The sequence below is a fragment of the Microbacterium sp. C448 genome (genome assembly GCF_000582705.2).
Taxonomy (GTDB): domain Bacteria; phylum Actinomycetota; class Actinomycetes; order Actinomycetales; family Microbacteriaceae; genus Microbacterium; species Microbacterium lacus_A.
In genome coordinates this window covers 1-24,239 of record NZ_HG779614.1, presented here as the reverse complement: position 1 = coordinate 24,239, position 24,239 = coordinate 1, and the positions used below count along the sequence as shown (strand labels likewise).

Here is a 24,239-nt window from a genome sequence, read left to right as displayed (position 1 = left end):
GAAGTTCTGGCGGATGCTCCCGTCGAGCATCGATCGTCGCGTCATCTTCGCGGCTTGGGCCACGTTCGTCGTCCAGGTCGCGATCGTCGGTACCGGCGGACTCGTCCGGCTCACCGCTTCGGGACTCGGATGCCCGACGTGGCCACGATGCACGCCCGAATCCTTCATCAATACGCCGGAGATGGGCATTCACGGGGTCATCGAGTTCGGCAATCGCCTGCTCACGTTCGTGCTCGTCGCCGTCGCCGTCATCACGTTCCTCTTCGTCGTGCGTATGCGGCGCACTCGCCCCGATCTATTCTGGCTCGCACTGATCATCGGCCTGTATGTGCCGATCCAGGCGGTCATCGGTGGAATCACCGTGTTGACGAACCTCAACCCGTACGTCGTCGGTCTGCACTACTTCGCGTCGGTCGTGCTCGTGGCGTTCGCCACGGTGTTCGTCGTCCGGGTCTACTCCACGCCCGGACCGCGCGTACCTGCGGCGCCTCGCGGACTCGCCATCCTCGCGCATCTCACGTCGGTCGCCGTGGTGATCACCGTCGTCGTCGGGATCCTCGTGACCGGCGCGGGCCCCCACGCCGGAGATGCGGGTGCTGCGCGGAACGGGCTCAACCCCGAACTCATGCAGCACCTCCACTCGTGGCCCGCCTACGCGACACTCGCCCTGACGCTCGCTCTGCTCGTCGGTGGCTGGCGCCTTCCCCTCCGACGCTGGGTGCTGCTGCTGCTGGCCGTCGAGGCGGTGCAGATCGCCGTCGGGCTCTGGCAGGCACGCACGGGGCTCCCCATCGTGCTGGTCAACATCCACATGGTGCTCGCGGTCTTGCTCGTCGCGGCGATGACGGCAGTCGTCATGCATCTGAAGGTGCCGACGACCGCAATACGCGCGGAGCGGGACGAGTCCGCGGCACCGGCATCCGTAGCCACTTCGTAGACACGTTCGGGCGCCGGATCGGTTCCCCCCACAGCGAACCCATAGGGTTCGGATAGGCCGCGCACTAACGGGACAGGAAGAGTCTCTGCGTCGGCGGTGTACGCCGTCCCACGAACAAGGAGAACTTATGACCGCCCGTCCCCGCCTCGTCCGCAGCGTTCCCTACTGGGTCCTCGTCGTCGGCTCCGTAGCAGCCGGTGGTGTCGGCCTGTGGCTCACGCTCGACAAGCTCGGCGTGATGACAGACACGATCCTGGACGGAAGCGCCACCGGTGTCGAGGTCTATGTGGGTCAGTCGTGGGCCGTCCTCGGCTCCATCCTGATCGGCGCCGGTCTGATCGGACTGGCGTTCGCCCTCACCCTCGCGGCTGGCGCGTCCCTCGTGAAGCGTGCCGAGCCCGTCGTAGTGGTGGCCGACTCGTTCGATGACGTGGACGACATCGATGACGACCCCCAGGACGACTTCGAACCCGCCACCGCGGAAGGCGTGACCGCCGATGAGGCCGCCCTGGACGCCGATGTCGCCACAGCAGCCGACGAAGAGGTCCCGCCCGCCAAGAGCTGAGCGTTCCACGCCACCCCTCGTTGGGCGTCGGTAATTCGGCCAGCGTCGGAGCGGAGGAGCTTCCCTGCCCCGACCTCGGCCGAATCTCCGACGCCCGCGACAACCTACGCGGCGAGATGGAGCCCGGCCGCGACGGCCCGCGCGATCATGTCCTGGACTGTCGGCCAATCGTCGATGATCTGTTCGTAGGACAGACGAATGACGTGGTACCCCGCAGCCATGAGGGCCGCATCGTGGGCAATGTCGCTCGTCCGCTGCGATCCCACATGGTGTCCCCCGTCGATCTGCACGACGAGCCGCTCGCCGATGAGAAAGTCGACGCGGTGGCCCAGTATCCAGATCTGCGGCAAGATCCTGACCCGCAACCATCGCAGCCGTATCGAGAACAGCGTCTCGAGGCCAGAACCCGCGAAGGGAACGGCGCGCTCGAGAATCCGCCGCGCACGTCGAGGGAGCGGCAGCCTCATCAGTGCGGCCCGCTCAACGAGGCCCTGACGCAGCGCTGACTCCCAGATCGTCATCGCTGCCTCGTGCGGCTGGCACGCCGCGACGAGCGCGAGGACATTCTCGACCGGATCGACGAGTGCGTCAGGATGCCTGGGCACAACCGCATCCGCCCAATGCACCACGATTCCATCCGGCGTGCCCCCTCGGCCATGCGGTGAAACCGCAACGTGATACTCGGGCTCACGCAGAACCCAGAGCCCGAGTCGGCGAGCTTGGGTGATGCACGACAGGACGACTCCATCCCGGGCCGCAGAAACGAGCTCACGATCGGCTCCTGGGAGGGCGACCCACACCCTGCGGACCCGCACGAGGAGCCCCTGCGCGACGGCTTGCGCAATCACATACGGCGAGAAGCCGTCGTGTTGCAAAGTCATCGAGCGCGCCACTCCCCCGCACTTTCGGACCGCGTCGAGAAGGTCGACCGTCGCTGCCGAAGCCCGGGAATTCTGCGCCGTCATGCCTGAAAGCATGCGACGCACGAGATCACTGCAGTGCTGCATCCGCCCAAATTGTGAACTGAGCGTCTTTTGGCAGCCTGTGGACGACGAACCGACCTCGTCCAGCTTCGGAGATCCGGCGACAGTCGGAGGAATGCGATCGAGACGGTCCGACGCCGACCGGATATCCGACGCTATGGCGTTTCAGGCTAGAACGGCAGCAGCGGGTCGACCGCAATCGCCACGAACAGCAACGTCAGGTACGTGATGGATGCGTGGAAGACACGCATCGGCGCCGGCTCGGTACCGCGCACGGCCCGGTTGTAGAGCCGGTGCGATTCGTAGATGAACCAACCGCCGAAAACGAGAGCGGATGCCGTGTAGACGATCCCCATCTCGGCGACCGGGATGAGCAGCAGCGAGCATGCGACGGTCGCCCACGCGTACAGGATGACCTGCAGCCCGACCTGCGCACCGCTTCGGGTCGCCCCGAGCATCGGAACGTCGACCTCTTCGTATTGCGTCTTGTACTTCATCGACAGCGGCCAGTAATGCGGAGGCGTCCAGAGGAAGACGAGCGCGAACAGGATGAGCGGGGTCCATGTCAGCGAACCCGTGACAGCCGACCAGCCGATCACGACCGGGAAGCACCCCGCGATGCCGCCCCAGACGATGTTCTGCTCGGTGCGGCGCTTGAGGATCATCGTGTAGATCACGACGTAGAAGAAGATGGCCGTCGCCGACAGGATCGCCGCCAGGGCGTTCGTCGTCAGCCAGAGCCAGAGCGTCGAGAACACCCCGAGCGACCACGCGAAGATCAGCGCACCGCGCGGCGAGACCTCGCCGGTCACGAGAGGTCGGTTCACCGTCCGCTGCATGTGCGCGTCGATGTCGCGATCGAGGTACATGTTGAAAGCCGCAGCAGACCCCGCACTGAGCGACCCGCCGATGACGGTGGCGAGCACCAGCCACAGGTTGGGTAGCCCGTTCTGGGCCAGAATCATGACCGGCACGGTCGTGACGAGCAACAGCTCGAGAACACGGGGCTTCGTCAGGGCGACATAGGCACGCAGCGTGCGTCCGAAAGACCGCGGAACAGCGGACACCGGGGATGATTCGGATGCCGGGGCGTCAGGCGTCCTCGTAGTGTCCATCGCTCCCCGCTCGGCGCTCGCAAATACACCTCAAGTCTATGGCATTGCTTCGCACCCCCTCCCCGCCGACTGGCACCGGTAACACACCGGGTCATACGAACAGCCGCGCGAGGATGCCCCTTCGCTATGCTGGAAAGACATGACATGCGCCCTCGCGCCCTCCCCCGTGAACACCACCGAAAAACGATTCGGCGTGTGCCCGAGAGGCGGCAGAGGCGCTCTCTACGACGAAGGGCGGTCCGGTGTCGGAACTGCGTTGGGACGAGATCGACAAGCAGGCCGTGGACACCGTCCGCGTGCTTGCGGCAGATGCGGTCGAGAAGGTGGGCAACGGTCATCCGGGAACCGCGATGAGCCTCGCCCCCGCGGCGTATCTCCTCTACCAGCACGTGATGCGACACGACCCCGCCGACCCGCACTGGCTCGGACGCGACCGCTTCATCCTCTCGGCGGGTCACTCCTCGCTGACGCAGTACGTCCAGCTCTACCTCGGTGGGTTCGGCCTCGAACTCGATGACCTGAAGAGCCTGCGGACGTGGGGATCCCTCACCCCCGGTCACCCCGAGTACGGCCACACAGATGGTGTCGAGATGACCACGGGTCCCCTCGGTCAGGGCCTCGCATCCTCGGTGGGCTTCGCCTACGCAGCGCGTTACGAGCGTGGCCTGTTCGACCCCGAGGCACCCGCCGGCGAGAGCCCCTTCGACCACTTCGTCTACGTCATCGCTTCCGACGGAGACATCCAGGAGGGCGTCACGAGCGAGGCATCCTCGCTTGCCGGTCACCAGGAACTCGGCAACCTCGTCGTCATCTACGACGCCAACCAGATCTCCATCGAGGACGACACCAACGTCGCCTTCACCGAAGACGTCGCCGCGCGCTACGAGGCCTACGGCTGGCACGTCCAGACGGTGGACTGGAAGAAGACCGGCGAATACGTCGAGGACGTCGCCGAGCTCTACTCCGCGATCGAAGCCGCCAAGGGCGAGACATCGCGTCCGTCGCTGATCGTGCTGAAGACGATCATCGGCTGGCCGTCGCCCGGCAAGCAGAACACCGGCAAGATCCACGGATCCGCGCTCGGCTCGGACGAACTCGCGGCGACGAAGCGCGTCCTCGGGTGGGACCCGGAGCAGAGCTTCGTCGTTCCCGACGAGGTCATCGAGCGCACCCGCGCCCTCGCCGACCGCACCGCTCCCGAGAAGGCGCGCTGGCAGGAGGCGTTCGACGCATGGGCCGCGGCTCACCCCGACCGCAAAGCGCTGCTCGAGCGCATGTTGGCCCGCGAGCTGCCGGCCGACATCACCGACGCCCTGCCCGTCTTCGAAGCAGGCAAGGATGTCTCGACTCGCGCCGCATCCGGAACGGTCATCAACGCCCTCGCGGCCGAGCTGCCCGAATTCTGGGGCGGTTCCGCAGACCTCGCCGAGTCGAACCTCACCACGATCAAGGATGCGAAGTCCTTCATCCCCGAGGAGTGGTCGACGCACGAGTGGAGCGGCAACCCGTACGGCCGGGTCATGCACTTCGGCATCCGCGAGCACGCGATGGGCTCGATCATCAACGGCATCGTGCTGCACGGACCCACGCGTCCGTTCGGCGGCACGTTCCTGATCTTCAGCGACTACATGCGCCCGCCGGTCCGCCTGGCGGCGCTCATGAACATCCCGAGCCTGTTCGTGTGGACGCACGACTCGATCGCCCTCGGCGAAGACGGTCCGACGCACCAGCCGATCGAGCAGCTCGCAACCCTGCGTGCCGTGCCGAACTTCACGCTCGTTCGTCCCGCAGACGCCAACGAGACTGCCGCGGCGTGGCTCGAACTGCTGCGTCGCCACGGCGGCCCGGCCGGTATCGCCCTGACCCGCCAGAACGTTCCGACGTTCGAGCGCGGCGATGGCGAGGCATCGGGTGACACGTTCGCCTCAACCGACGGTGTGGCGCGGGGCGCCTACATCCTCGCCGAGGCACCGAACGGCACGCCCGACGTGATCCTGATCGCGACGGGATCCGAGGTTCAGATCGCCGTCGCCGCCCGCGAGGCGCTCGCGACCGAGGGCATCAACGCCCGCGTCGTGTCGGCACCCTCGCTGGAGTGGTTCGACGAACAGGATGCGGCGTACCGTGCGCACGTCCTCCCGCCCGAGGTCACGGCACGTGTTTCGGTCGAGGCCGGTATCGCGCTGCCCTGGCGCAGCATCGTCGGCGACCGCGGTCGCTCGGTCTCGATCGAGCACTACGGCGCATCCGCCGATTACAAGACGTTGTACAAGAAGTTCGGCTTCACGGCCGAGGCTGTCATCCAGGCGGCACGCGAGACCATCGAGGAGAACTCATGACAACCCCCACCGCAGACCTCTCGGCAGCGGGCGTCAGCATCTGGCTCGACGACCTGTCGCGTCAGCGCATCACGACCGGCAACCTGCAGGAACTCATCGATACGCGGAACGTCGTCGGCGTGACGACGAACCCGACGATCTTCCAGGGTGCGATCTCGGCAGGCATCGGCTACGAAGAGGCGATCGACGCCCAGCGCGCGGCCGGCGCCACCGCCGATGAGACGATCTTCTCGCTCACGACGACCGACGTGCGCGACGCGTGCGACATCTTCCGCCCGATCTTCGACGCCACCAACGGCGTCGACGGCCGCGTGTCGATCGAGGTCTCGCCCGATCTCGCGCACGACACCGACGCGACCATCGCGCAGGCGAAAGAGCTGTCGGCCGCCGTCGACCGCCCGAACGCCCTCATCAAGATCCCGGCGACGAAGGCGGGCCTGCCCGCCATCACCGAGGTCATCGGATCGGGCATTTCGGTCAACGTCACGCTGATCTTCAGCCTCGAGCGGTACGCCGATGTCATCGACGCATACCTCGCAGGGCTCGAGAAGGCCCAGGCCGCCGGGATCGACCTCGCATCGATCGAGTCCGTCGCATCGTTCTTCGTCTCTCGCGTGGACACCGAGGTCGACAAGCGCCTCGGCGTCATCGGCACGGACGAGGCTCTCGCGCTCAAGTCGAAGGCCGGCATCGCCAACGCCCGTCTCGCGTTCGAGCTGTACGAGAAGAAGTTCGCATCGGATCGCGCCGCGGCGCTGCTCGAGGCGGGCGCTCACGCCCAGCGTCCGCTCTGGGCATCGACCGGTGTCAAGGATCCGAACCTGCCCGACACGCTCTACGTGACCGAGCTTGTCGCTCCCGGCACCGTCAACACGATGCCCGAGAAGACGCTTCAGGCGACCTTCGACCACGGCGCCGTGACCGGCGACACCATCACGACCAACTACGCCGACGCACACGCCGTCATCGACGGACTCGCGGCGGTCGGCATCGACATCGACGACGTGACCCAGGTGCTCGAGGATGAGGGCGTCGAGAAGTTCATCGCCTCGTGGCACGACCTGCAAGAGACCGTCACGAAAGCCCTCGCTGGGGCACCGGAGTCGGCACGATGAGCTTCGAGATCCACGTCTCGGGGGCCCCGAAAGAGGCCGTCGAGCGGGTCGTCCCGACCCTCATCGCCGACCTCGTGGCATCGGGGATCACGAGCGGTGACGCGAGCCTCTGGGGCCCCACCGCCGAGGCCGAGGCATCCAAGCGTCTCGGATGGGTGCAGGCCGTGACGGTCTCGCGTCCGCTCGTCGCCGAGATCGAGGCGCTCCGAGAAGACATGCTCGCCCGTGGTGTCGACCGCTTCGTTCTCGCCGGCATGGGCGGATCGTCGCTCGCCCCTGAGGTCATCACGCAGACGTCGGGCGTCCCGCTCGTCATCCTCGACTCCACCGCCCCGGGTCAGGTGCTCGCGGCGCTCGACGGCGATTCCGAGACTGGAGGGCTGGACCGCACGGCGCTGATCGTGTCGTCGAAGTCGGGCGGCACCGTCGAGACGGACTCCGCGCGTCGCACCTTCGAGGCCGCCTTCCGCGACCTGGGAATCGACCCGGTCGAGCGCATCGTCGTCGTGACCGACCCCGGCTCCCCTCTCGATGTCTCTGCGCGCGCGGCGGGGTACCGCGTCTTCAACGCCGATCCCACGGTCGGAGGCCGCTACTCGGCCCTGACGGCGTTCGGGCTCGTGCCCTCGGGTCTGGCCGGTGTCGACATCGGCGAGCTTCTCGACGAAGCCGACGCCACACTCCTCGAGGTCGCGATCGACAGCCCCGAGAACCCGGCCCTCGTGCTCGCCGCCGCCATCGCGGGAACCAACCCACGCCGCGACAAAATGGGCCTGATCAGCGACGGAACCCACATCGTGGGGCTGCCCGACTGGATCGAGCAGCTCGTCGCCGAGTCGACCGGCAAGCAGGGAACGGGCGTCCTCCCCGTCGTGCTGTTGCCCGTGTCGCCCGAGCTCGACGAAGACCTGCCCGACCTGCAGATCGTCCGCCTGGTCGACGACGCGGAGCACTTCCACCTGTTCGAGCGTCACCCGGGAGAGGTCCTCGTCAGCGGTTCGCTCGGCGCGCAGTTCGTCGTGTGGGAGTACGCGACGGCGATCGCCGGCCGCCTGCTCGGCATCGACCCGTTCGACCAGCCTGACGTGGAGTCGGCAAAGATCGCCACGCGCGGTCTGCTCGAGGCACGTCCCGAGCCCACTCCCCCGGCGTTCGTCGTGGACGGCGTCGAGGTGCGCGTCAGCGACCCCGAGCTCGCCGCCTCCGGCACGATCGCCGGAGTCCTCGACGCACTGTGGTCGCGCTTGCCCGCGGACGGTTACGTCGCGGTTCAGGCCTACGTCGACCGCCTCGCGATCCCGCAGCTCTCAGGTCTGCGCGAACTCGTCGCGGCCGACTCGGGTCGTCCGACGACGTTCGGGTGGGGACCGCGATTCCTGCACTCCACGGGGCAGTTCCACAAGGGCGGGCCCGCCGTCGGCGTCTTCCTGCAGATCACCGAGCGCACGGATGTCGACCTCGAGATCCCGGGACTCCCGTTCACCTTCGGCCAGCTGATCGAGGCTCAGGCCTCGGGCGACGCATCCGTACTCGCAGACCACCAACGTCCCGTCGTGACGCTTACGCTCACCGATCCCACGGTCGAGGTCCTGGCGCTCTTCGAAGCCGCCCAGTAGAACCAGAGAGGCACACCCGTATGCCCATCGAGATCTCGCGCGGGCACAATCCGCTGCGCGACCCGGACGATCGTCGCCTCAACCGCATCGCGGGCCCGAGCGCGCTCGTCATCTTCGGAGTGACAGGCGACCTGTCGCGCAAGAAGCTCATGCCGGCGGTTTACGACCTTGCGAACCGCGGCCTCCTGCCCCCGGGGTTCGCGCTGGTCGGATTCGCGCGCCGGGACTGGGAGGACCAGGACTTCGCAAAGGTCGTCTACGACGCGGTCAAGCAGTACGCGCGCACACCTTTCCGCGAAGAGACCTGGCGCCAGCTTCTGCAGGGAATCCGATTCGTCTCGGGCGAGTTCGACGACGCAGAGGCCTTCAGCCGTCTGCGGGAGACGGTCGAACGCCTCGATGTCGAACGCGGCACGATGGGAAACCACGCCTACTACCTCTCGATCCCGCCGAAGGACTTCGCCATGGTGGCGAAGCAGCTCCGGGATTCGGGTCTTGTCAACGAGAACGCGGACGCGGACGACGCGTGGCGGCGTGTGGTGATCGAGAAGCCGTTCGGGCACGACCTCGCGTCGGCTCGGGCTCTGAACGCCGCGCTGGAAGTCGCCTTCCCGGCGGATTCGATCTTCCGCATCGACCACTACCTGGGTAAGGAGACGGTTCAGAACATCCTGGCGCTGCGTTTTGCGAACGAGCTGTTCGAGCCGCTCTGGAACAGCAACTACGTCGACCACGTTCAGATCACGATGGCTGAGGACATCGGCGTCGGGGGCCGCGCGGGCTACTACGACGGAATCGGTGCGGCACGCGACGTCATCCAGAACCATCTGCTGCAGCTGCTCGCGCTGACCGCCATGGAAGAGCCCATCTCTCTTTCGGCACACGACCTTCGCGCCGAGAAGGAGAAGGTCCTGGCCGCGGTGCAGCTTCCCGCGAACCTCGCCGAAGCGACGGCCCGAGGGCAGTACGCCGGCGGCTGGCAGGGTGGCGAGAAGGTCGCCGGGTTCCTCGAAGAGGATGGGATGGATGCGGCGTCGACGACCGAGACGTTCGCCGCCCTCAAACTCGAGATCGCCACGCGCCGGTGGTCGGGAGTCCCGTTCTACCTACGCACGGGGAAGCGGCTCGGCCGCCGCGTCACCGAGATCGCCGTCGTGTTCAAGAGGGCACCCCAGCACCTGTTCCTGCGCAGCCAGACCCTCGAGCTCGGACAGAATGCCCTCGTCATCCGCATTCAGCCGGACGAGGGCGTCACGATCCGCTTCGGCTCAAAGGTTCCGGGCGCCGGCACGCAGGTGCGCGACGTCACGATGGACTTCGGTTACGGACACGCCTTCACCGAGGCGAGCCCCGAAGCGTACGAACGTCTGATCCTCGATGTCCTTCTCGGCGAACCCCCGCTGTTCCCGAGGCACGAAGAAGTCGAACTCTCGTGGCGCATCCTCGACCCGGTCGAGGAATTCTGGGCCGCCCAGGGCGGACCGCTCGAGCAGTACAGTCCCGGATCGTGGGGCCCGGCCTCTGCCGAGAAGCTGCTCGCCCGCGACGGACGAGTCTGGAGACGCCCATGATCATCGAAATGCCCGACACCACTGTCAGCCAGATCGCGAAGGCCCTCGTCAACGCGCGCGAGGAAGGCGGAGTGGTCGCGCTCGGCCGCGTGCTGACGCTCATCATCGCGACCCGGCACGGGCTCGAAGAAGATGCGATCGAGGCGGCGAACGACGCGTCGCGCGAGCACCCGATGCGCGTGATCGTCCTCCTGACGGACGACTCCGGAGAGCCGCGGGTGGACGCTCAGATCCGGGTCGGCGGCGACGCCGGCGCGAGCGAGGTCATCGTGCTTCGCGCCACCGGCGACGCGGCTTCGAACGAAGAGAGCCTCGTCACAGGTCTCCTGCTCCCCGACGCCCCTCTCGTGGTCTGGTGGCCCGATCAGCCGCCGCGAACCCCCTCCGAGTCGCCTTTGGGGCGAATGGCGCAACGCCGGATCACGGATGCATCGACCAGCCCGCGCGCCGCCGACCGCCTGTCCAACCTCGGTGAGAACCATGCGCCGGGCGACACGGATCTCGCGTGGACGCGCCTGACGCATTGGCGCGAGCAGCTCGCGGCCGTGCTGGACCAGCCGCCGTACACGCCGGTCACCTCGGCCATCGTCCGCGGTGCGAGCAGCTCGCCGTCGACGGCGCTCCTCGCCGCTTGGCTGCGTCTGAAGCTCGATGTCCCCGTGACGTGGGAGTACATGCCTCCCGAGGAATGGCAGGAGGGCATCAAGTCGGTGGCGCTCCAGCGCGAGAGCGGAGACATCCTGCTCGAGCGGTCCTCCCCTGCCATCGCGTGCCTGACGCAGGAAGGCCAGCCGCAGCACGACCTGGTGCTTCCGCGACGTACCCTGCGCGAATGCCTCGCGGAAGAGCTCCGTCGCCTCGATCCCGACCTGCTGTATGGTCGTGTGATCACCGAGGGCTGGGAGCTGTTGGACCCGCCCGTCAGCCGGGAGCCGCATGTCGACTGAGAACCTCACCGATCGTCGCGTCGTCGTCAGCGCTGACAGGGACACGGTCATGTCGGTCGTCGCGCGACGCATGGTCGAGAAGCTCACCGTCCTGAGTGTCGAGCGTCCCATCGTGCACGTGTCGCTCACGGGTGGACGTGCCGGTGTCGCCGTTCTTGCCGCGATCGCCGAGCAACCGGGCATGCGACTCGTGGACTGGTCGCGCGTGCATTTCTGGTGGAGCGACGAACGCTACGTACCCGAGTCCGACCCGGATCGGAACGCCCTGCAAGCACGTCAGGCGTTGCTCGGCCAGCTCGATGCGCCTGCCGAGAACATGCATGAGATTCTCGCGTCCGACCGCTCGGACTCCCCCGAGGCCGCCGCCGAAGCCTACGCGACAGAGCTTGCTCGCTTCTCGGCGTCGGATGACGCAGAAGCCGGCGCGTGGCCGAGCTTCGACATCTGTCTTCTCGGCGTCGGGCCGGACGCCCACATCGCGTCCCTTTTCCCCGACCGCCCGGAAATCGGAGTCACCGATCGGGCCGCCGTTGCCGTGCACGACTCACCCAAAGCGCCGCCGGTGCGGGTGACGCTGACGCGCCCCGTCCTCAACGCTTCGCAGCGCGTCTGGCTCGTCCTGACCGGGTCTGAGAAGGCCTCGGCGCTCGGACTGGCTCTCGCCGGCGCAAGCTACACGAGTGTGCCCGCCGCGGGGGCGAAGGGTCGGCACCGCACGCTGTTCTTCGTCGACGCCGATGCCGCCGCGGAAGTTCCCGCGGAACTCATCGACCCCGACTGAGAGATCTGAAGGGGTTCAGTCCAGGCCGCGACGCTCGCGCAGGGCACGAAGCGCATCGTCGAGAAGCGCGGCCGCCTCTTCGTCCGTACGACGCTCCTTCACATAGGCGAGGTGCGTCTTGTACGGCTCGGTCTTGGCCAGAGCCGGTGGGTTGGCCTTGTCACGGCCGGCCGGAAGACCAGAGTGCGGGCTGTCGATGGTGTCCGGAATCTCGTCCTCGGGCACTCCGGCGGCAAAGTAGCGAACCGTCTCATTTCCCAGGGCGTCCCAGTACGGAACGGCGACCCGCTCGGCGTGGTACCCGTGGTCCTGCTCACCCATGGGGCCAGCGCCCACTCGGGTGCCCCGGATCGCGTTGCCGCCTGTAGCCATGTCAGATCCCCTGGAACTTGGTGATGAGGCCGAGTGCGACGATCGCAACGAACCACGTCAAGGCGAGAACGATGGTGAATCGGTTGAGGTTCCGCTCCGCGAGGCCCGACGAGCCCAGGGACGATGTCATACCGCCGCCGAACATGTCGGACAGCCCGCCACCGCGCCCCTTGTGCAGAAGGATCAACAGCGTGAGCAAGAGGCTCGTGATGCCGAGGATCACCTGCATCACGAATTCGATTATCTCCACCGGAAAAGCCTTTCAGAGCACCCGTCGGGAGGGCGCAAGTTCGTAAAACAGCCAGTCGTCAAACAACGGCGTGCTCAAGTATAGGCGCGAGCCTAGACACCTACATGCTTCTGATAACGGATGATGGCCGCGAAGTCGTCGACCTTCAGGCTCGCGCCTCCGACGAGAGCCCCGTCGACATCGGGCTCACGCATGAAACCCGCGATGTTGCCGGCCGCGACCGAACCGCCATACAGAATGCGTGTTGCCGCTGCCGGGTCGGCTCCGAGAGTCTCGGCGACCACGGCGCGAAGCTTCTCGCAGACCTGCTGAGCCTGCTCGGGAGTAGCGGCCTGGCCCGAACCGATGGCCCACACCGGCTCGTACGCCACGACGACCTCGGAGCCGGTCGCGACATCCGTGAGGGCCGTCTTCAACTGCGCTACCGGGACGGCGCTCGCACCATGGGTCTCGAGATCCTCGGCGGTCTCGCCGACACAGATCACGGGGACAAGGCCGTGCTTGATGGCGGCTTTGACCTTGGCTGCGACCACGTCATCGCCCTCATCGTGGTACTGACGACGCTCGGAATGCCCGATCAGGACGTACTCGCAGTCGAGCTTCTTCAGGAACTGGCCCGAGATCTCACCGGTGTAGGCGCCCGAATCGTGGACCGAGAGGTCCTGCGCGCCGAGCGAGAACTCGATCTTGTCGGCCGAGATCAGCGTCTGCACACTTCGCAGGTCGGTGAAGGGCGGGAACACGGCGACCTCGACGGAGCTCGCGTCGTGCTTGGCGTCCTTCAGAGCCCAATCGAGCTTCTGCACCAGCGCAATGGCCTGCTGGTAGTCGAGGTTCATCTTCCAGTTGCCCGCGATCAGCGGCGTACGCCCCTGGCGCGAGCCGCCTTGTGTCACTGTTCCCATCCGAGGACCTCCAGTCCGGGGAGCTTTTTACCCTCGAGGAATTCCAGGCTGGCTCCGCCGCCCGTCGAGATGTGGCCGAACTGATCGTCCGAGAATCCGAGCTGACGCACGGCAGCAGCGGAATCCCCGCCACCGACCACGCTCAGACCGTCGACCTCGGTGAGGGCTTTGGCCACGGCCTTCGTTCCGGCGGCGAACGCCGGGATCTCGAAGACACCCATCGGGCCGTTCCAGAACACCGTCTTGCTCCCCCGAATGAGCTCGGCGAAACGAGCCGCGCTCTGAGGACCGATGTCGAGCCCCAGTCCGGAAGCACCGAACGCCGTGTCTTCGATCGCATCGGCAGCGGTCACGACGTGCTCGGCGTCCGCACCGAACTTCGACGCGACGACGATGTCCGTGGGGAGCACCAGCTCGACGCCCGTGTCCTTCGCGGTCTGCACGTAGTCGCGAACGGTGTCGAGTTGGTCCGCTTCGAGCAGACTCGAACCGACCTTCAATCCCTCCGCCGCGAGGAAGGTGAAGAGCATGCCGCCACCGACCAGAATGCGATCGACGCGCGGAAGAAGGTGCGAGATGACGCCGAGCTTGTCGCTGACCTTCGATCCGCCGAGCACCACCGTGTAGGGACGGTCGGGCTTCTCCGTCAACCGGTCGAGGACATCCAGTTCCGTCTGGATGAGCAGACCTGCTGCGGATGGCACGAGCTCGGCGAGTTCGTAGACGCTCGCCTGCTTGCGGTGGACGACACCGAACCCGTCCGAGACGAGGGCGTCGCCAAGTGCTGCCAGGCGTTCCGCGAACGCGCGACGCTCCGCCGCATCCTTCGCCGTCTCGCCCGGCTCGAAGCGCAGGTTCTCGAGAACCGCGACATCGCCGTCTTCCAGGGCCGCAACGGCCTCCCGCGCAGACTCCCCCACCGTGTCACGCGCGAACGCGACCGGCTTGGCGAGGAGTTCCGACAGGCGTTGCGCGACCGGCTCCAGGCTGTACTTCGGATCGGGCGTACCGTCGGGTCGACCGAGGTGCGAGCAGACGACGACGCGAGCGCCGCGCTGGATGAGGGCGTTCAGGGTCGGCAGCGACGCGCGCACGCGGCCATCGTCCGTGATCTTCCCGTCCCGCAGGGGGACGTTCAGATCACAGCGGACGATGACACGCGTGCCGGCGAGCGACCCCAGCGAATCGAGGGTGCGCAGGGGCATCGACAGACCTACAGACGCTCGCCGACGTACTCGGTGAGGTCGACGAGGCGGTTGGAGTAGCCCCACTCGTTGTCGTACCAGCTGGAGACCTTGACCAGGTTGCCGCTGACGTTGGTGAGCTCGGCGTCGAAGATCGACGAGTGCGGGTTGCCCTGGATGTCGCTGGAGACGATCGGGTCCTCGGTGTACTCGAGAATGCCCTTGAGACGGCCTTCGGCCGCGGCGGTCTTGTAAACCGCGTTGATCTGGTCGACCGTCAGTCCCTCCGTGGGCGTGACGATCGTCAGGTCGACGATCGATCCGGTGGGAACCGGAACGCGGTACGACGAGCCGCTCAGCTTGCCCTGAAGTTCCGGCAGGACGAGGCCGATGGCCTTGGCCGCACCGGTCGACGCGGGGACGATGTTGATCGCGGCGCCGCGCGCACGGCGCAGGTCGCTGTGGGGGCCGTCCTGCAGGTTCTGGTCAGCGGTGTAAGCGTGGGCCGTCATCATGAACCCGCGCTCAATACCGAAGGCGTCGTTGAACACCTTGGCGAGGGGCGCGAGGCAGTTGGTCGTGCACGACGCGTTCGAGATGATGACGTCGGTCTCGGGGTTGTAGGTCTCTTCGTTGACGCCCATGACGATGGTTGCGTCGTCACCCGTGGCGGGCGCCGAGATCAGAACCTTCTTCGCGCCGCCGGCGATGTGCTTCTTGGCGTCTTCGGCCTTCGTGAAGCGCCCCGTCGATTCGATGACGATGTCCACGCCGAGCTCGCCCCAGGGCAGGTTCGCGGGGTCGCGCTCTTCGAAGACACGGATCTTCTTGCCGCCGACGGTGATGGAGTCCGCGTCGTACGTGACGTCTTCGGTCAGAACTCCGCCGACCGAGTCGTACTTGAGCAGGTGAGCGAGGCTCTCGTTGTCGGTGAGGTCGTTCACCGCCACGATTTCCAGGTCAGCGCCCTGCGCGAGTGCCGCGCGAAGGTAGTTGCGTCCGATACGGCCGAAGCCGTTGATGCCGATCTTGACAGACACGGTGTCTCCCGATTCTCATGGCGCGGGGCGGCGCCTTTAGGTGCGCGGATACGCGCGTTTTCGGATGAAAGGAGGACGCCGGACCCTCGACTCAGCGAGGGCTCAGCGGCGTCCTCGCCTTCGTCACGACATTACCAGCAGACCCGCAGTCTTCTCACGGGCGGTCTCAAAGCGCGTCTGAACGTCTGCCCAATTGGCGATGTTCCAGAAAGCCTTCACGTAGTCGGCGCGGACGTTCTTGTAGTCCAGGTAGTACGCGTGCTCCCAGACGTCCAGGAGGAGAAGCGGAACCGTGCCCGCGGCGAACTGCGACTGCTGGTCGAAGAACTGCTGGATGATCAGGTTCTGACCGATCGAATCCCAGAACAGTCCGGCCCAGCCGGAGCCCTGCACGCCGAGCGCGGCGGCGGTGAAATGAGCCGTGAACTTGTCGAACGAACCGAAGTGGTCATCCATGGCGGCCGCGAGTTCGCCGGTGGGCTTGTCGCCACCGTTCGGCGAGAGGTTGGTCCAGAAGATCGAGTGGTTCGTGTGCCCGCCGAGGTTGAACGCGAGGTCCTTCTCGAGCTTGTTGACGAACGCGAAGTCGCCCTTGTCGCGGGCCTCGGCCAGTTGCTCGAGCGCCGTGTTGGCGCCCGTCACATAGGCCTGGTGATGCTTGTCGTGGTGCAGCTGCATGATCGAGGCACTGATGTGCGGCTCGAGTGCGGCGTAGTCGTAGGGAAGTTCGGGCAGCGTGTAAGTCGCCATAGTCGTATTTCCTCCTGTCGGTGCCACGCTTCGCGCGGCGCGGATGACGTTCTCATCCTAACGAGGGGCAACACAGAGGCCAGGGACTTGCTTCCCGATCCGGAACATGGATCGGATCGCTGTCGCGTCGCCTCTGCGTTCGATCAGGCGTCGACGTCGACGGGGATCCCCGCCTCGGTCCCGGGGATGCCCTCGTCCTCGGCACGCTTGTCGGCCATCGCGAGCAGGCGACGGATGCGGCCCGCGACAGCGTCCTTCGTGAGTGGCGGATCGGCATGGTGCCCAAGTTCGTCGAGACTCGCCTCGCGGTGTGCGAGGCGCAGCTCGCCGGCCTCCCGCAGGTGGTCGGGAATTCCGGGTCCGAGAATCTCAAGAGCTCGCTCGACGCGCGCGCACGCAGCCACGGCAGCTTGGGCCGAACGTCGCAGGTTGGCATCGTCGAAGTTCACGAGGCGGTTCACTCCCGCGCGAACCTCACGCCGCTGGCGCAACTGCTCCCACTCCGCCGCCGCGCGCACGGCACCCATGGCCTGCAGGATGGCACGAATGGCCTCTCCGTCACGCACGACGACGCGGTGCACACCCCGCACCTCGCGGGCCTTCGCCGCCACGCTCAGACGATGTGCGGCGCCGACGAGCGCCATCGCGGCTTCGGATGAGGGGCAGGTGACTTCCAGCGCCGCCGAGCGGCCGGGATCGGTCAGGGTGCCAGCGGCGAGGAAAGCTCCGCGCCAGATCGCGGCGAGGTCTTCGCGGGATCCCGTCGTGAGCTTGTTGGGCAGACCGCGTACGGGACGACGACGCTGATCGAGCAGGCCCGTCTGACGCGCGAGTGTCTCGCCGCCCTCGATGACCCGAACCACGAAATGGCCCTCCTGACGAGAGGAGGATGCTTGGACATGCCCGAGCTCGGGACGAACACCATAGAGCTCGACCAGGTCACGCGCTGTACGACGCGCGAGCACCTCGGAGTCCAGCTCCGCTTCGATCGCGATCCGGTTCGCGATGGAGTGCAGTCCGCCCGAGAAACGCAGCAAAGACGTCACTTCGGCGACGCGCGCCGTTGCCCGCGACTCACGGATGGTCACCAGTTCGGCCTTGACATCGGCGGTGAGTGGCAACCTGCGCTCCTCGGATCGGGTCGAACGTGAACCCGCCTAGCCTACTCGCGACCGAGATCCCGATGCTTCACTCGCACGGCGACCCCGGGCACGGAGGAGAGCCGAGCGGCCAACTGCTCCGCCATGGCGACCGAGCGGTGTTTGCCCCCGGTGCACCCCACGGCGACCGTGGAATGGCGCTTGTTCTCGCGCTGGTACCCGGCCAATACGGGCGCCAGGGACAACGCGTAGGCATCCAAGAATTCGGTCGCCCCCTCTTGTGCGAGCACGAAGTCTCTCACCCGTTCGTCCTGACCGGTGAGGTGGCGAAGATCTTCGTTCCAAAAGGGGTTGGGGAGAAATCTCATGTCCGCCACGAGGTCCGCGTCCGGCGGAACCCCGTACTTGAAGCCGAAGCTCTGCACGGTGATCGCGTGGCGCGCGGAACTCTCCTCCAGGAACAGCTCCGACACCGTGGTCGCGAGCTGGTGGATGTTGTAGGCGCTCGTGTCGATGATCAGATCCGCGCTCTCGCGGATGGGAGCGAGACGGCGACGCTCCCGATGGATCCCGTCGAGGATCGTGCCTTCGCCCTGCAACGGATGCGGCCGACGGACCGCTTCGAAACGGCGCACGAGAACTTCGTCGGACGCATCCAAGAACACGAGCCGGACCTGGCGGCCCTTGCGGAGTGCGCTCATCACGTCGGGGAGGTCCTCGAAGAGCCCTCTTCCGCGCACGTCCACAACCGCGGCGACACGGGGAAGCGCTCCGGCGGCGAGGCCCGTGATGTCGAGCAACGGCCGCAACATCTGCGGCGGCAGGTTATCGACCACGTACCAGTCGAGGTCTTCGAGCGCGTTGGCGACTGTCGACCTGCCCGCCCCCGACATGCCGGTGACCACCAGGACTTCCCCCGCGCTGCCGTCCGTATCCGTCATCGCTCCGCCCCGATTCGCCCTTCTTCTAGCCTACTGACTCGGCGAGGGGCGGGACGCTCGCGCCCTCGACGGCTGCTGACACCTCCGCGGCATCCTGCAGCCGCGACTGAATGGTCGCGGCGAGCTTCGGCCCGATGCCCTTCACTTCGGTGATCTCATCCGCACTGGCGCGCTTCAGAGCCGCGACGGAACCGAAGTGCCTCAACAGGACCCGAATACGTTCGGCGCCGAGTCCGGGGATCTCGGCGAGGACGCTCTGGATGTCTTTGCGGCGACGGGAACGCTGATGTGTGATCGCGAACCGGTGAGCTTCGTCTCGCAGCCGCTGCAACAGGTAGAGCGCCTCGCTCGTGCGCGGCAGGATGACCGGATACTCGTCGCCGGGAAGCCAGACCTCTTCCAACCGCTTCGCGATGCCGCACAGGGCGATCTCTTCATGCCCCGAGTCCGCGAGGGCTCGCGCCGCGGCCTCGACCTGTGGCCGACCGCCGTCTACCACGAGGAGCTGCGGCGGGTACGCGAAGCGGGGGCGTTTGCGCGGCGCGCCCTCCACCTCGGGCTCTTCGGGCCGGTCGAGGTAGGCCAGTCGACGCGTCAGAACCTGGTGGATGGAGTCCGTGTCATCCGTCGTCTCGGCGATCGAAAACGACCGGTACTGGTCTTTACGCGGCAGCCCATCCTCGAAAACGACCATCGACGCCACGACGTTGGACCCGCTGAGGTGCGACACGTCGAAGCACTCGATCCGCAGGGGCGCCACGGCGAGGCCCAGCGCCTCTTGCAGGTCTGTGAGCGCCTGGCTGCGGGCGATGTAATCGCTCGTGCGGCGCGTCTTGTGCAGCATGAGCGACTGTTGGGCGTTGAGGTTCGCCGTGCGCTGCAAGTCCGCCTTGCGTCCCCGCTGCGCGGTCTGCACCGTAACGGGTCGCCCGCGCTTGTCGCGCAGCCACTCCTCGAGCTCTGTCGCATCCGAGGGGAGCGTCGGCACGAAGACGCGGCGCGGGATGTCTGCTGCCGGGGCGTCGCCGTAGGCGCGCTGCAGGACCTGATCGACCAGATCGCCGCCCTCGATGTCGAGTTCTTTCTCGATCGTCGACGCACGCACGCCACGGATGCGTCCACCTCGGATGACGAAGTGCTGCACGGTCGCGGCAAGTTCGTCCTCGGCGATGCCGAACAGGTCCGCATCGACGTCCTCACCCAGCACGAGCGCGCTACGCGAGAGCACCGCGTCCACGGCCGCGAGCTTGTCTCGATAGCTCGCCGCGCTCTCGTAGTCCATCGCGGCCGACGCCTCGCGCATACGGGCAGACAGCTGCGTCCGGAACCTCTGATCGCCGCCGGACATGAACGCGACGAAGTCATCCACAATCGCCCGATGCTCGTCGATCGTCACCTTCATCGAGCACGGCCCGCCGCACTTGCCGATCTGACCGGGGAAGCAGGGACGCCCCGTCTGCATCGCTTTGCGATAACTCGAGTCGCTGCACGTGCGGATAGGGAAGACCTTGATCATCAGGTCGATCGTGTCGTGCACCGCCCAGATCTTCGGATACGGTCCGAAATACTTCGCCCCGGAGATCCGCCGGTTGCGGGTGACGACAACGCGCGGAGCCTCGTCTCCCAGCGTGATCGCCATGAAGGGGTAGGACTTGTCATCGCGGTAGCGCACGTTGAAGGGCGGATCGAATTCCTTGATCCACATGTACTCCAGCTGCAACGCTTCGACATCGCTTCCGACGACGGTCCACTCGACGGACGTCGCGGTCGTGACCATGCGGCGGGTTCGCTCGTGAAGGGTGTGCAACGGCGCGAAGTAGTTGCTCAGCCGCGACCGAAGATTCTTCGCCTTGCCGACATAGAGTACGCGCCCGGAAGCATCCCGAAACCGGTAAACGCCCGGATTGGTGGGGATCTCGCCCGCCCGGGGACGATACGGGAGCTGCGGGCGGGACGACGCGGCGGCCACGGCTACCCCGCCTTGCGCTGCTCGCGCTGTCCCAGCACCTCCGCCAAGAAGGCGCCGGTGAAGCTGTTCTCGTTGCGGGCCACCTGCTCGGGCGTGCCCGTCGCGACGATCTGACCGCCGCCGGAGCCACCCTCGGGCCCGAGGTCGATGACCCAGTCCGCGGATTTGATGACATCCAGGTTGTGCTCGATGACGATGACCGTGTTGCCCTTGTCCACGAGACCGCCCAGTACCTCGAGCAGGCGCCGGACATCCTCGAAGTGCAGGCCGGTGGTCGGCTCGTCGAGAACGTAGATGCTGCGTCCATTGCTGCGGCGCTGCAGTTCGGTGGCGAGCTTGACGCGCTGCGCCTCTCCCCCACTGAGTGTCGTGGCGGACTGGCCGAGACGGACGTATCCGAGCCCGACATCGACCAGTGTCTTGAGGTAGCGGTGGATCGCCTGGATCGGCTCGAAGAAGTCGGCCGCCTCTTCGATCGACATCTCCAGGACTTCGGCGATGTTCTTGCCCTTGTAATGCACGGCGAGGGTGTCGCGGTTGTAGCGCTTGCCGTGGCACACCTCGCAGTCCACATACACGTCGGGCAGGAAGTTCATCTCGATCTTGATCGTGCCGTCACCGGAGCACGCGTCGCAGCGTCCGCCCTTGACGTTGAAGCTGAAGCGACCGGGCTGGTATCCGCGCACCTTCGCCTCGGGGGTCTCGCTGAACAGCGTGCGAACGCGGTCGAAGACGCCCGTGTATGTCGCCGGGTTGGAGCGCGGCGTGCGGCCGATCGGGTTCTGGTCGACGTGCACGACCTTGTCGAGATCGTCCAAGCCCGTGACGCGTGTGTGCTTGCCGGGAACCGTGCGGGCGCCGTTCAGGCGTGACGCCAGCACCTGATACAGGATGTCGTTGACGAGCGACGACTTACCCGAGCCGCTCACGCCGGTGACGGCGGTGAGTACCCCGAGCGGGAAGTCCGCGCTCACGTTCCGCAGATTGTTCTCGCGCGCACCGACGACCGTGATCTTGCGATTCTTGTCGATCTTGCGGCGCTTGCGGGGCGTCGGGATCTCACGGCGCCCGGCGAGGTAATCGCCGGTGAGCGAATTCTCGTCGGTCAGGAGCGCCTCATACGGGCCGGAGTGGACAACCGTTCCGCCGTGCACGCCGGCCAGCGGCCCGATGTCGACGACCCAGTCCGCGGCCTGGATGGTCTCTTCGTCGTGTTCGACGACGATCAGCGTGTTGCCGAGGTCGCGCAGGGTCTCGAGCGTTCGAACCAGACGACGATTGTCGCGCTGGTGTAGCCCGATCGACGGCTCGTCGAGGACGTAAAGCACGCCGGTCAGGCCCGAGCCGATCTGCGTCGCGAGTCGGATGCGCTGAGCCTCACCACCGGAGAGCGAACCGGCCGAGCGACCGAGGTTCAGGTAGGTGAGTCCGACCTGCAAGAGGAAGTCCAAGCGCACACGGATCTCGCGCAGGACCTGCGCCGCGATCTTCGCTTCACGATTCGTGAGCTGCAGCGTCTGCATGAACTCGTAGGCATCGGACAGGCTCAGCCGTGTGACATCCGCGATCGAATGGCCGTGCACCTGTACGGCCAGCACCTCGGGCTTCAGGCGGGCGCCGTCACACACGGGGCACGGGACTTCGCGCAGGAACTCTCCCCAGCGGCCACGCTGCGTGTCGGACTCCGCCTGCAACCACTGGCGCTCGATGTAGGGCACGACGCCCTCGAACCCAGAGGCGTAGCGCATCTCGCGCCCGTAGCGGTTCTTCCACTTGACGGTGACCTTGTAGTCCTCGCCGCGCAGGACCGCCTCGCGGACCTCTTCCGGGAGCTTCCGCCATGGCGTATCGAGCGAGAAGTCCAGGTCGCGGGCGAGACCCTCGAGAAGGCGCTCGTAGTACTGGAAGAGTCCCTTGCCCTGAGTGGTCCAGGGGACGATGACACCTTCTCGGATCGACGCGGACTCGTCGCCGAGCAGCAGATCCACGTCCACCGCCATCCGGGTGCCGAGCCCCGAGCACTCTGGGCACGCGCCGAACGGCGCATTGAACGAAAACGTCCTCGGCTCGATCTCGGTGAGTTGCAAGGGGTGACCGTTGGGGCACGAGAGCTTTTCGGAGAAGCTCTGCCAGGCTTCGTCGCCCTCTTCGTCAACGAAGTTGACCTGCATCACTCCGCCCGCGAGCCCCAGCGCGGTCTCGACGGAATCCGTCACACGCCCGAGGATGTCGGGACCCGCCACCAAGCGGTCGACGACGACCGCGATGTCGTGCTTGTAGCTCTTCTTCAGCGCCGGCGGCTCGGACAGTTGGATCAAGTCACCGTCGACGATCGCGCGAGAGTACCCCTTCGCCCCAAGCTCGCGGAACAGGTCGACGAACTCGCCCTTCTTCTGGGTCACGATGGGAGCGACGATCTGGTAGCGCGTACCTTCGGGCAACTCGACGAGCTGGTCGGCAACCTGCTGAACCGTCTGTCGTTGGATGACCTCGCCGCACACCGGGCAATGCGGTACGCCGATGCGCGCCCAGAGGAGGCGCAGGTAGTCGTAGATCTCGGTGATCGTGCCGACCGTCGACCGCGGGTTGCGGTTGGTCGACTTCTGGTCGATGCTGACGGCCGGGCTGAGGCCCTCGATGAAGTCGACGTCGGGACGATCGACCTGACCCAGGAACTGGCGCGCGTAGGCGCTCAGCGACTCGACGTAACGACGCTGCCCCTCGGCGAAGATCGTGTCGAACGCGAGGCTCGACTTACCCGATCCGCTCAACCCCGTGAAGACCACCAGCGAATCACGCGGAATCTCGAGGTCGACGTTCTTGAGGTTATGAACCCGAGCGCCTCTGACGCTCAGTTTCGACGACGTAGCAACGGGGACGATAGGCACTCGTCAAGTGTAGGAGCGGCCACCGACACCGGCTTCGCGGTTCGCGGTGAGCGGATGTCTGAGCCCGAACGCGTGCGCACACCCGTCACTGAATTCAGGGCCTTCCGCCGCGGCCGGCGAACGGGCCGAGCGCGTCCCGCAACGCCGCAAGACGTTCCGCGTCGAGCCCAACGGACGCCATTACCTGCGTCGGCACCTCGAGGGCGCGCGTGCGGAGCGCCGTGCCCGCCGGGGTGAGCGCTATCCGCAGCATCCGCTCGTCGTCCGGTGATCGATCCCTGCTGACCAGGCCCTGCGACTGCAGGCGCTTGATCAGAGGCGACAGGCTCGCGGGCTCGAGGGCGAGTTCTTCGGCCAGCTCGCCGAGCGATCGAGGCGCGCTCTCCCACAGGGCGAGCATGACGAGATACTGCGGATGCGTCAGCCCGAGCGGCTCCAGGATGGGCCGGTAGATCGACACCACGTTGCGCGCCGCCGTGACGATCGCGAAGCACACCTGGTTGTCGAGGCGCAGCAGATCGTCGGGAGTTGGCATGCACCCAGTCTAGCGATTACTTAGTACACTAATTGTTATGACCCACAAGACCCCGCTCCGGCAACGCATTCGCGAAGCGGGCGGGCTGTACCAATGGTTCAACGCATCGCTCATCCGCGTCGCGGGCCCCGCGGCAGTCGGACCCTACGACGACGTCGCGCCCGAGCCGTCCGGTCCCGCCCCGTGCCCGATCTGCCACGCACCGATGGACAGTCACACCATCGATCGCTCCGGCCCGAAGCCGCTGCTGCACTGCCCGTAGCTGCGGGTCAGGCCGTAGCCGCGGCTCAGGCCATAACCGCGGGTCTGGCCGTAGCCGCGGGTCAGGCCGTAGCC

21 protein-coding genes are annotated in these 24,239 nt (G+C 66.5%); 8 read left to right on the top strand and 13 right to left on the bottom strand.

The annotated features are described in order from the left end of the window. The first annotated feature begins 13 nt into the window (after positions 1 to 13). Both MIC448_RS03110 and MIC448_RS03105 read left to right on the top strand, forming a co-directional pair. Positions 14 to 937, top strand: coding sequence for a heme A synthase (locus tag MIC448_RS03110; protein ID WP_036296014.1), 924 nt, complete (start codon positions 14 to 16; stop codon positions 935 to 937). Positions 938 to 1,064: 127 nt separating this feature from the next. Then, the gene (locus MIC448_RS03105) at positions 1,065 to 1,502 is read left to right on the top strand and encodes a hypothetical protein (protein ID WP_036295921.1); all 438 of its coding nucleotides are present in this window, start codon (positions 1,065 to 1,067) and stop codon (positions 1,500 to 1,502) included. Positions 1,503 to 1,606: 104 nt separating this feature from the next. Here the strand turns inward: MIC448_RS03105 and MIC448_RS03100 are convergent, their stop codons facing one another. Together MIC448_RS03100 and MIC448_RS03095 are read right to left on the bottom strand one after the other, a co-directional pair. Then, positions 1,607 to 2,383 carry an endonuclease domain-containing protein gene (locus tag MIC448_RS03100; protein WP_243419889.1) on the bottom strand — a complete coding sequence of 259 codons (777 nt, stop codon included), beginning with the start codon at positions 2,381 to 2,383 and terminating at the stop codon, positions 1,607 to 1,609. 272 nt (positions 2,384 to 2,655) lie between these two features. Beyond that, positions 2,656 to 3,600, bottom strand: coding sequence for a heme o synthase (locus tag MIC448_RS03095; protein ID WP_081766154.1), 945 nt, complete (start codon positions 3,598 to 3,600; stop codon positions 2,656 to 2,658). 242 nt (positions 3,601 to 3,842) lie between these two features. Between MIC448_RS03095 and tkt the strand changes: the two genes are divergently transcribed. From tkt to pgl, 6 genes are read left to right on the top strand one after another with little or no spacing between them, the layout of a single operon-like run. Beyond that, entirely contained in the window at positions 3,843 to 5,939 is a 2,097-nt protein-coding gene (tkt, locus tag MIC448_RS03090) for a transketolase (protein WP_036295915.1), read from the top strand. After that, positions 5,936 to 7,054 carry a transaldolase gene (gene tal / locus MIC448_RS03085; RefSeq protein WP_036295912.1) on the top strand — a complete coding sequence of 373 codons (1,119 nt, stop codon included), beginning with the start codon at positions 5,936 to 5,938 and terminating at the stop codon, positions 7,052 to 7,054. Before tkt ends, tal begins: the two co-directional genes overlap by 4 nt. Further along, complete coding sequence (locus MIC448_RS03080; RefSeq protein ID WP_036295909.1) at positions 7,051 to 8,670, top strand: glucose-6-phosphate isomerase; 1,620 nt, start codon at positions 7,051 to 7,053, stop codon at positions 8,668 to 8,670. The genes tal and MIC448_RS03080 overlap by 4 nt, the downstream gene beginning before the upstream one ends. A gap of 20 nt (positions 8,671 to 8,690) precedes the next feature. Further along, positions 8,691 to 10,241 carry a glucose-6-phosphate dehydrogenase gene (zwf, locus tag MIC448_RS03075; protein WP_036295906.1) on the top strand — a complete coding sequence of 517 codons (1,551 nt, stop codon included), beginning with the start codon at positions 8,691 to 8,693 and terminating at the stop codon, positions 10,239 to 10,241. Next, positions 10,238 to 11,188, top strand: a complete 951-nt coding sequence (locus MIC448_RS03070; protein ID WP_036295903.1) for a glucose-6-phosphate dehydrogenase assembly protein OpcA — start codon at positions 10,238 to 10,240, stop codon at positions 11,186 to 11,188. The genes zwf and MIC448_RS03070 overlap by 4 nt, the downstream gene beginning before the upstream one ends. After that, positions 11,178 to 11,969 (top strand): 6-phosphogluconolactonase, encoded by a 792-nt coding sequence (gene pgl / locus MIC448_RS03065; RefSeq protein WP_036295902.1) that lies wholly within the window; start codon positions 11,178 to 11,180, stop codon positions 11,967 to 11,969. The genes MIC448_RS03070 and pgl overlap by 11 nt, the downstream gene beginning before the upstream one ends. Before the next feature lie 15 nt (positions 11,970 to 11,984). Here pgl and MIC448_RS03060 read toward each other — a convergent pair whose 3' ends face one another. The 11 genes from MIC448_RS03060 to MIC448_RS03010 form a co-directional block, all read right to left on the bottom strand. Further along, positions 11,985 to 12,341, bottom strand: a complete 357-nt coding sequence (locus MIC448_RS03060; RefSeq protein ID WP_036295899.1) for an RNA polymerase-binding protein RbpA — start codon at positions 12,339 to 12,341, stop codon at positions 11,985 to 11,987. Position 12,342: 1 nt separating this feature from the next. Further along, positions 12,343 to 12,591 (bottom strand): preprotein translocase subunit SecG, encoded by a 249-nt coding sequence (secG, locus tag MIC448_RS03055; protein WP_036295896.1) that lies wholly within the window; start codon positions 12,589 to 12,591, stop codon positions 12,343 to 12,345. A 92-nt stretch (positions 12,592 to 12,683) separates the two neighbouring features. Beyond that, the gene (gene tpiA / locus MIC448_RS03050) at positions 12,684 to 13,496 is read right to left on the bottom strand and encodes a triose-phosphate isomerase (RefSeq protein WP_051513035.1); all 813 of its coding nucleotides are present in this window, start codon (positions 13,494 to 13,496) and stop codon (positions 12,684 to 12,686) included. Further along, positions 13,484 to 14,701, bottom strand: coding sequence for a phosphoglycerate kinase (gene pgk / locus MIC448_RS03045; protein ID WP_036295890.1), 1,218 nt, complete (start codon positions 14,699 to 14,701; stop codon positions 13,484 to 13,486). Before pgk ends, tpiA begins: the two co-directional genes overlap by 13 nt. A gap of 8 nt (positions 14,702 to 14,709) precedes the next feature. Next, the gene (gap, locus tag MIC448_RS03040) at positions 14,710 to 15,720 is read right to left on the bottom strand and encodes a type I glyceraldehyde-3-phosphate dehydrogenase (RefSeq protein ID WP_036295887.1); all 1,011 of its coding nucleotides are present in this window, start codon (positions 15,718 to 15,720) and stop codon (positions 14,710 to 14,712) included. Between the two features lie 123 nt (positions 15,721 to 15,843). Next, entirely contained in the window at positions 15,844 to 16,470 is a 627-nt protein-coding gene (locus MIC448_RS03035; protein WP_036295884.1) for a superoxide dismutase, read from the bottom strand. Positions 16,471 to 16,613: 143 nt separating this feature from the next. Then, positions 16,614 to 17,591, bottom strand: a complete 978-nt coding sequence (gene whiA, locus MIC448_RS03030) for a DNA-binding protein WhiA (protein WP_036295881.1) — start codon at positions 17,589 to 17,591, stop codon at positions 16,614 to 16,616. 41 nt (positions 17,592 to 17,632) lie between these two features. Next, on the bottom strand, positions 17,633 to 18,511 hold the full coding sequence (gene rapZ / locus MIC448_RS03025) for an RNase adapter RapZ (RefSeq protein WP_036295878.1): 879 nt from the start codon (positions 18,509 to 18,511) through the stop codon (positions 17,633 to 17,635). 25 nt (positions 18,512 to 18,536) lie between these two features. Then, positions 18,537 to 20,480: an excinuclease ABC subunit UvrC gene (gene uvrC / locus MIC448_RS03020; protein WP_081766153.1), complete on the bottom strand. Its 1,944-nt coding sequence runs from the start codon at positions 20,478 to 20,480 to the stop codon at positions 18,537 to 18,539. Positions 20,481 to 20,482: 2 nt separating this feature from the next. Then, positions 20,483 to 23,368, bottom strand: coding sequence for an excinuclease ABC subunit UvrA (gene uvrA / locus MIC448_RS03015; RefSeq protein WP_036295875.1), 2,886 nt, complete (start codon positions 23,366 to 23,368; stop codon positions 20,483 to 20,485). A 94-nt stretch (positions 23,369 to 23,462) separates the two neighbouring features. After that, positions 23,463 to 23,903 (bottom strand): MarR family winged helix-turn-helix transcriptional regulator, encoded by a 441-nt coding sequence (locus tag MIC448_RS03010; protein WP_036295873.1) that lies wholly within the window; start codon positions 23,901 to 23,903, stop codon positions 23,463 to 23,465. Positions 23,904 to 24,239: the final 336 nt, after the last annotated feature.

What these genes read in the sequence shown, in the direction of transcription:
- MIC448_RS03110 (WP_036296014.1), top strand. Translation starts at nt 14, where the DNA reads ATGCTCCCGTCGAGCATCGATCGTCGCGTCATCTTCGCGGCTTGGGCC.
- MIC448_RS03105 (WP_036295921.1), top strand. Translation starts at nt 1,065, where the DNA reads ATGACCGCCCGTCCCCGCCTCGTCCGCAGCGTTCCCTACTGGGTCCTC.
- MIC448_RS03100 (WP_243419889.1), bottom strand. Translation starts at nt 2,383, where the DNA reads ATGACTTTGCAACACGACGGCTTCTCGCCGTATGTGATTGCGCAAGCC.
- MIC448_RS03095 (WP_081766154.1), bottom strand. Translation starts at nt 3,600, where the DNA reads ATGGACACTACGAGGACGCCTGACGCCCCGGCATCCGAATCATCCCCG.
- tal (WP_036295912.1), top strand. Translation starts at nt 5,936, where the DNA reads ATGACAACCCCCACCGCAGACCTCTCGGCAGCGGGCGTCAGCATCTGG.
- MIC448_RS03080 (WP_036295909.1), top strand. Translation starts at nt 7,051, where the DNA reads ATGAGCTTCGAGATCCACGTCTCGGGGGCCCCGAAAGAGGCCGTCGAG.
- zwf (WP_036295906.1), top strand. Translation starts at nt 8,691, where the DNA reads ATGCCCATCGAGATCTCGCGCGGGCACAATCCGCTGCGCGACCCGGAC.
- MIC448_RS03070 (WP_036295903.1), top strand. Translation starts at nt 10,238, where the DNA reads ATGATCATCGAAATGCCCGACACCACTGTCAGCCAGATCGCGAAGGCC.
- pgl (WP_036295902.1), top strand. Translation starts at nt 11,178, where the DNA reads ATGTCGACTGAGAACCTCACCGATCGTCGCGTCGTCGTCAGCGCTGAC.
- MIC448_RS03060 (WP_036295899.1), bottom strand. Translation starts at nt 12,341, where the DNA reads ATGGCTACAGGCGGCAACGCGATCCGGGGCACCCGAGTGGGCGCTGGC.
- tpiA (WP_051513035.1), bottom strand. Translation starts at nt 13,496, where the DNA reads ATGGGAACAGTGACACAAGGCGGCTCGCGCCAGGGGCGTACGCCGCTG.
- pgk (WP_036295890.1), bottom strand. Translation starts at nt 14,701, where the DNA reads ATGCCCCTGCGCACCCTCGATTCGCTGGGGTCGCTCGCCGGCACGCGT.
- MIC448_RS03035 (WP_036295884.1), bottom strand. Translation starts at nt 16,470, where the DNA reads ATGGCGACTTACACGCTGCCCGAACTTCCCTACGACTACGCCGCACTC.
- rapZ (WP_036295878.1), bottom strand. Translation starts at nt 18,511, where the DNA reads ATGACGGATACGGACGGCAGCGCGGGGGAAGTCCTGGTGGTCACCGGC.
- MIC448_RS03010 (WP_036295873.1), bottom strand. Translation starts at nt 23,903, where the DNA reads ATGCCAACTCCCGACGATCTGCTGCGCCTCGACAACCAGGTGTGCTTC.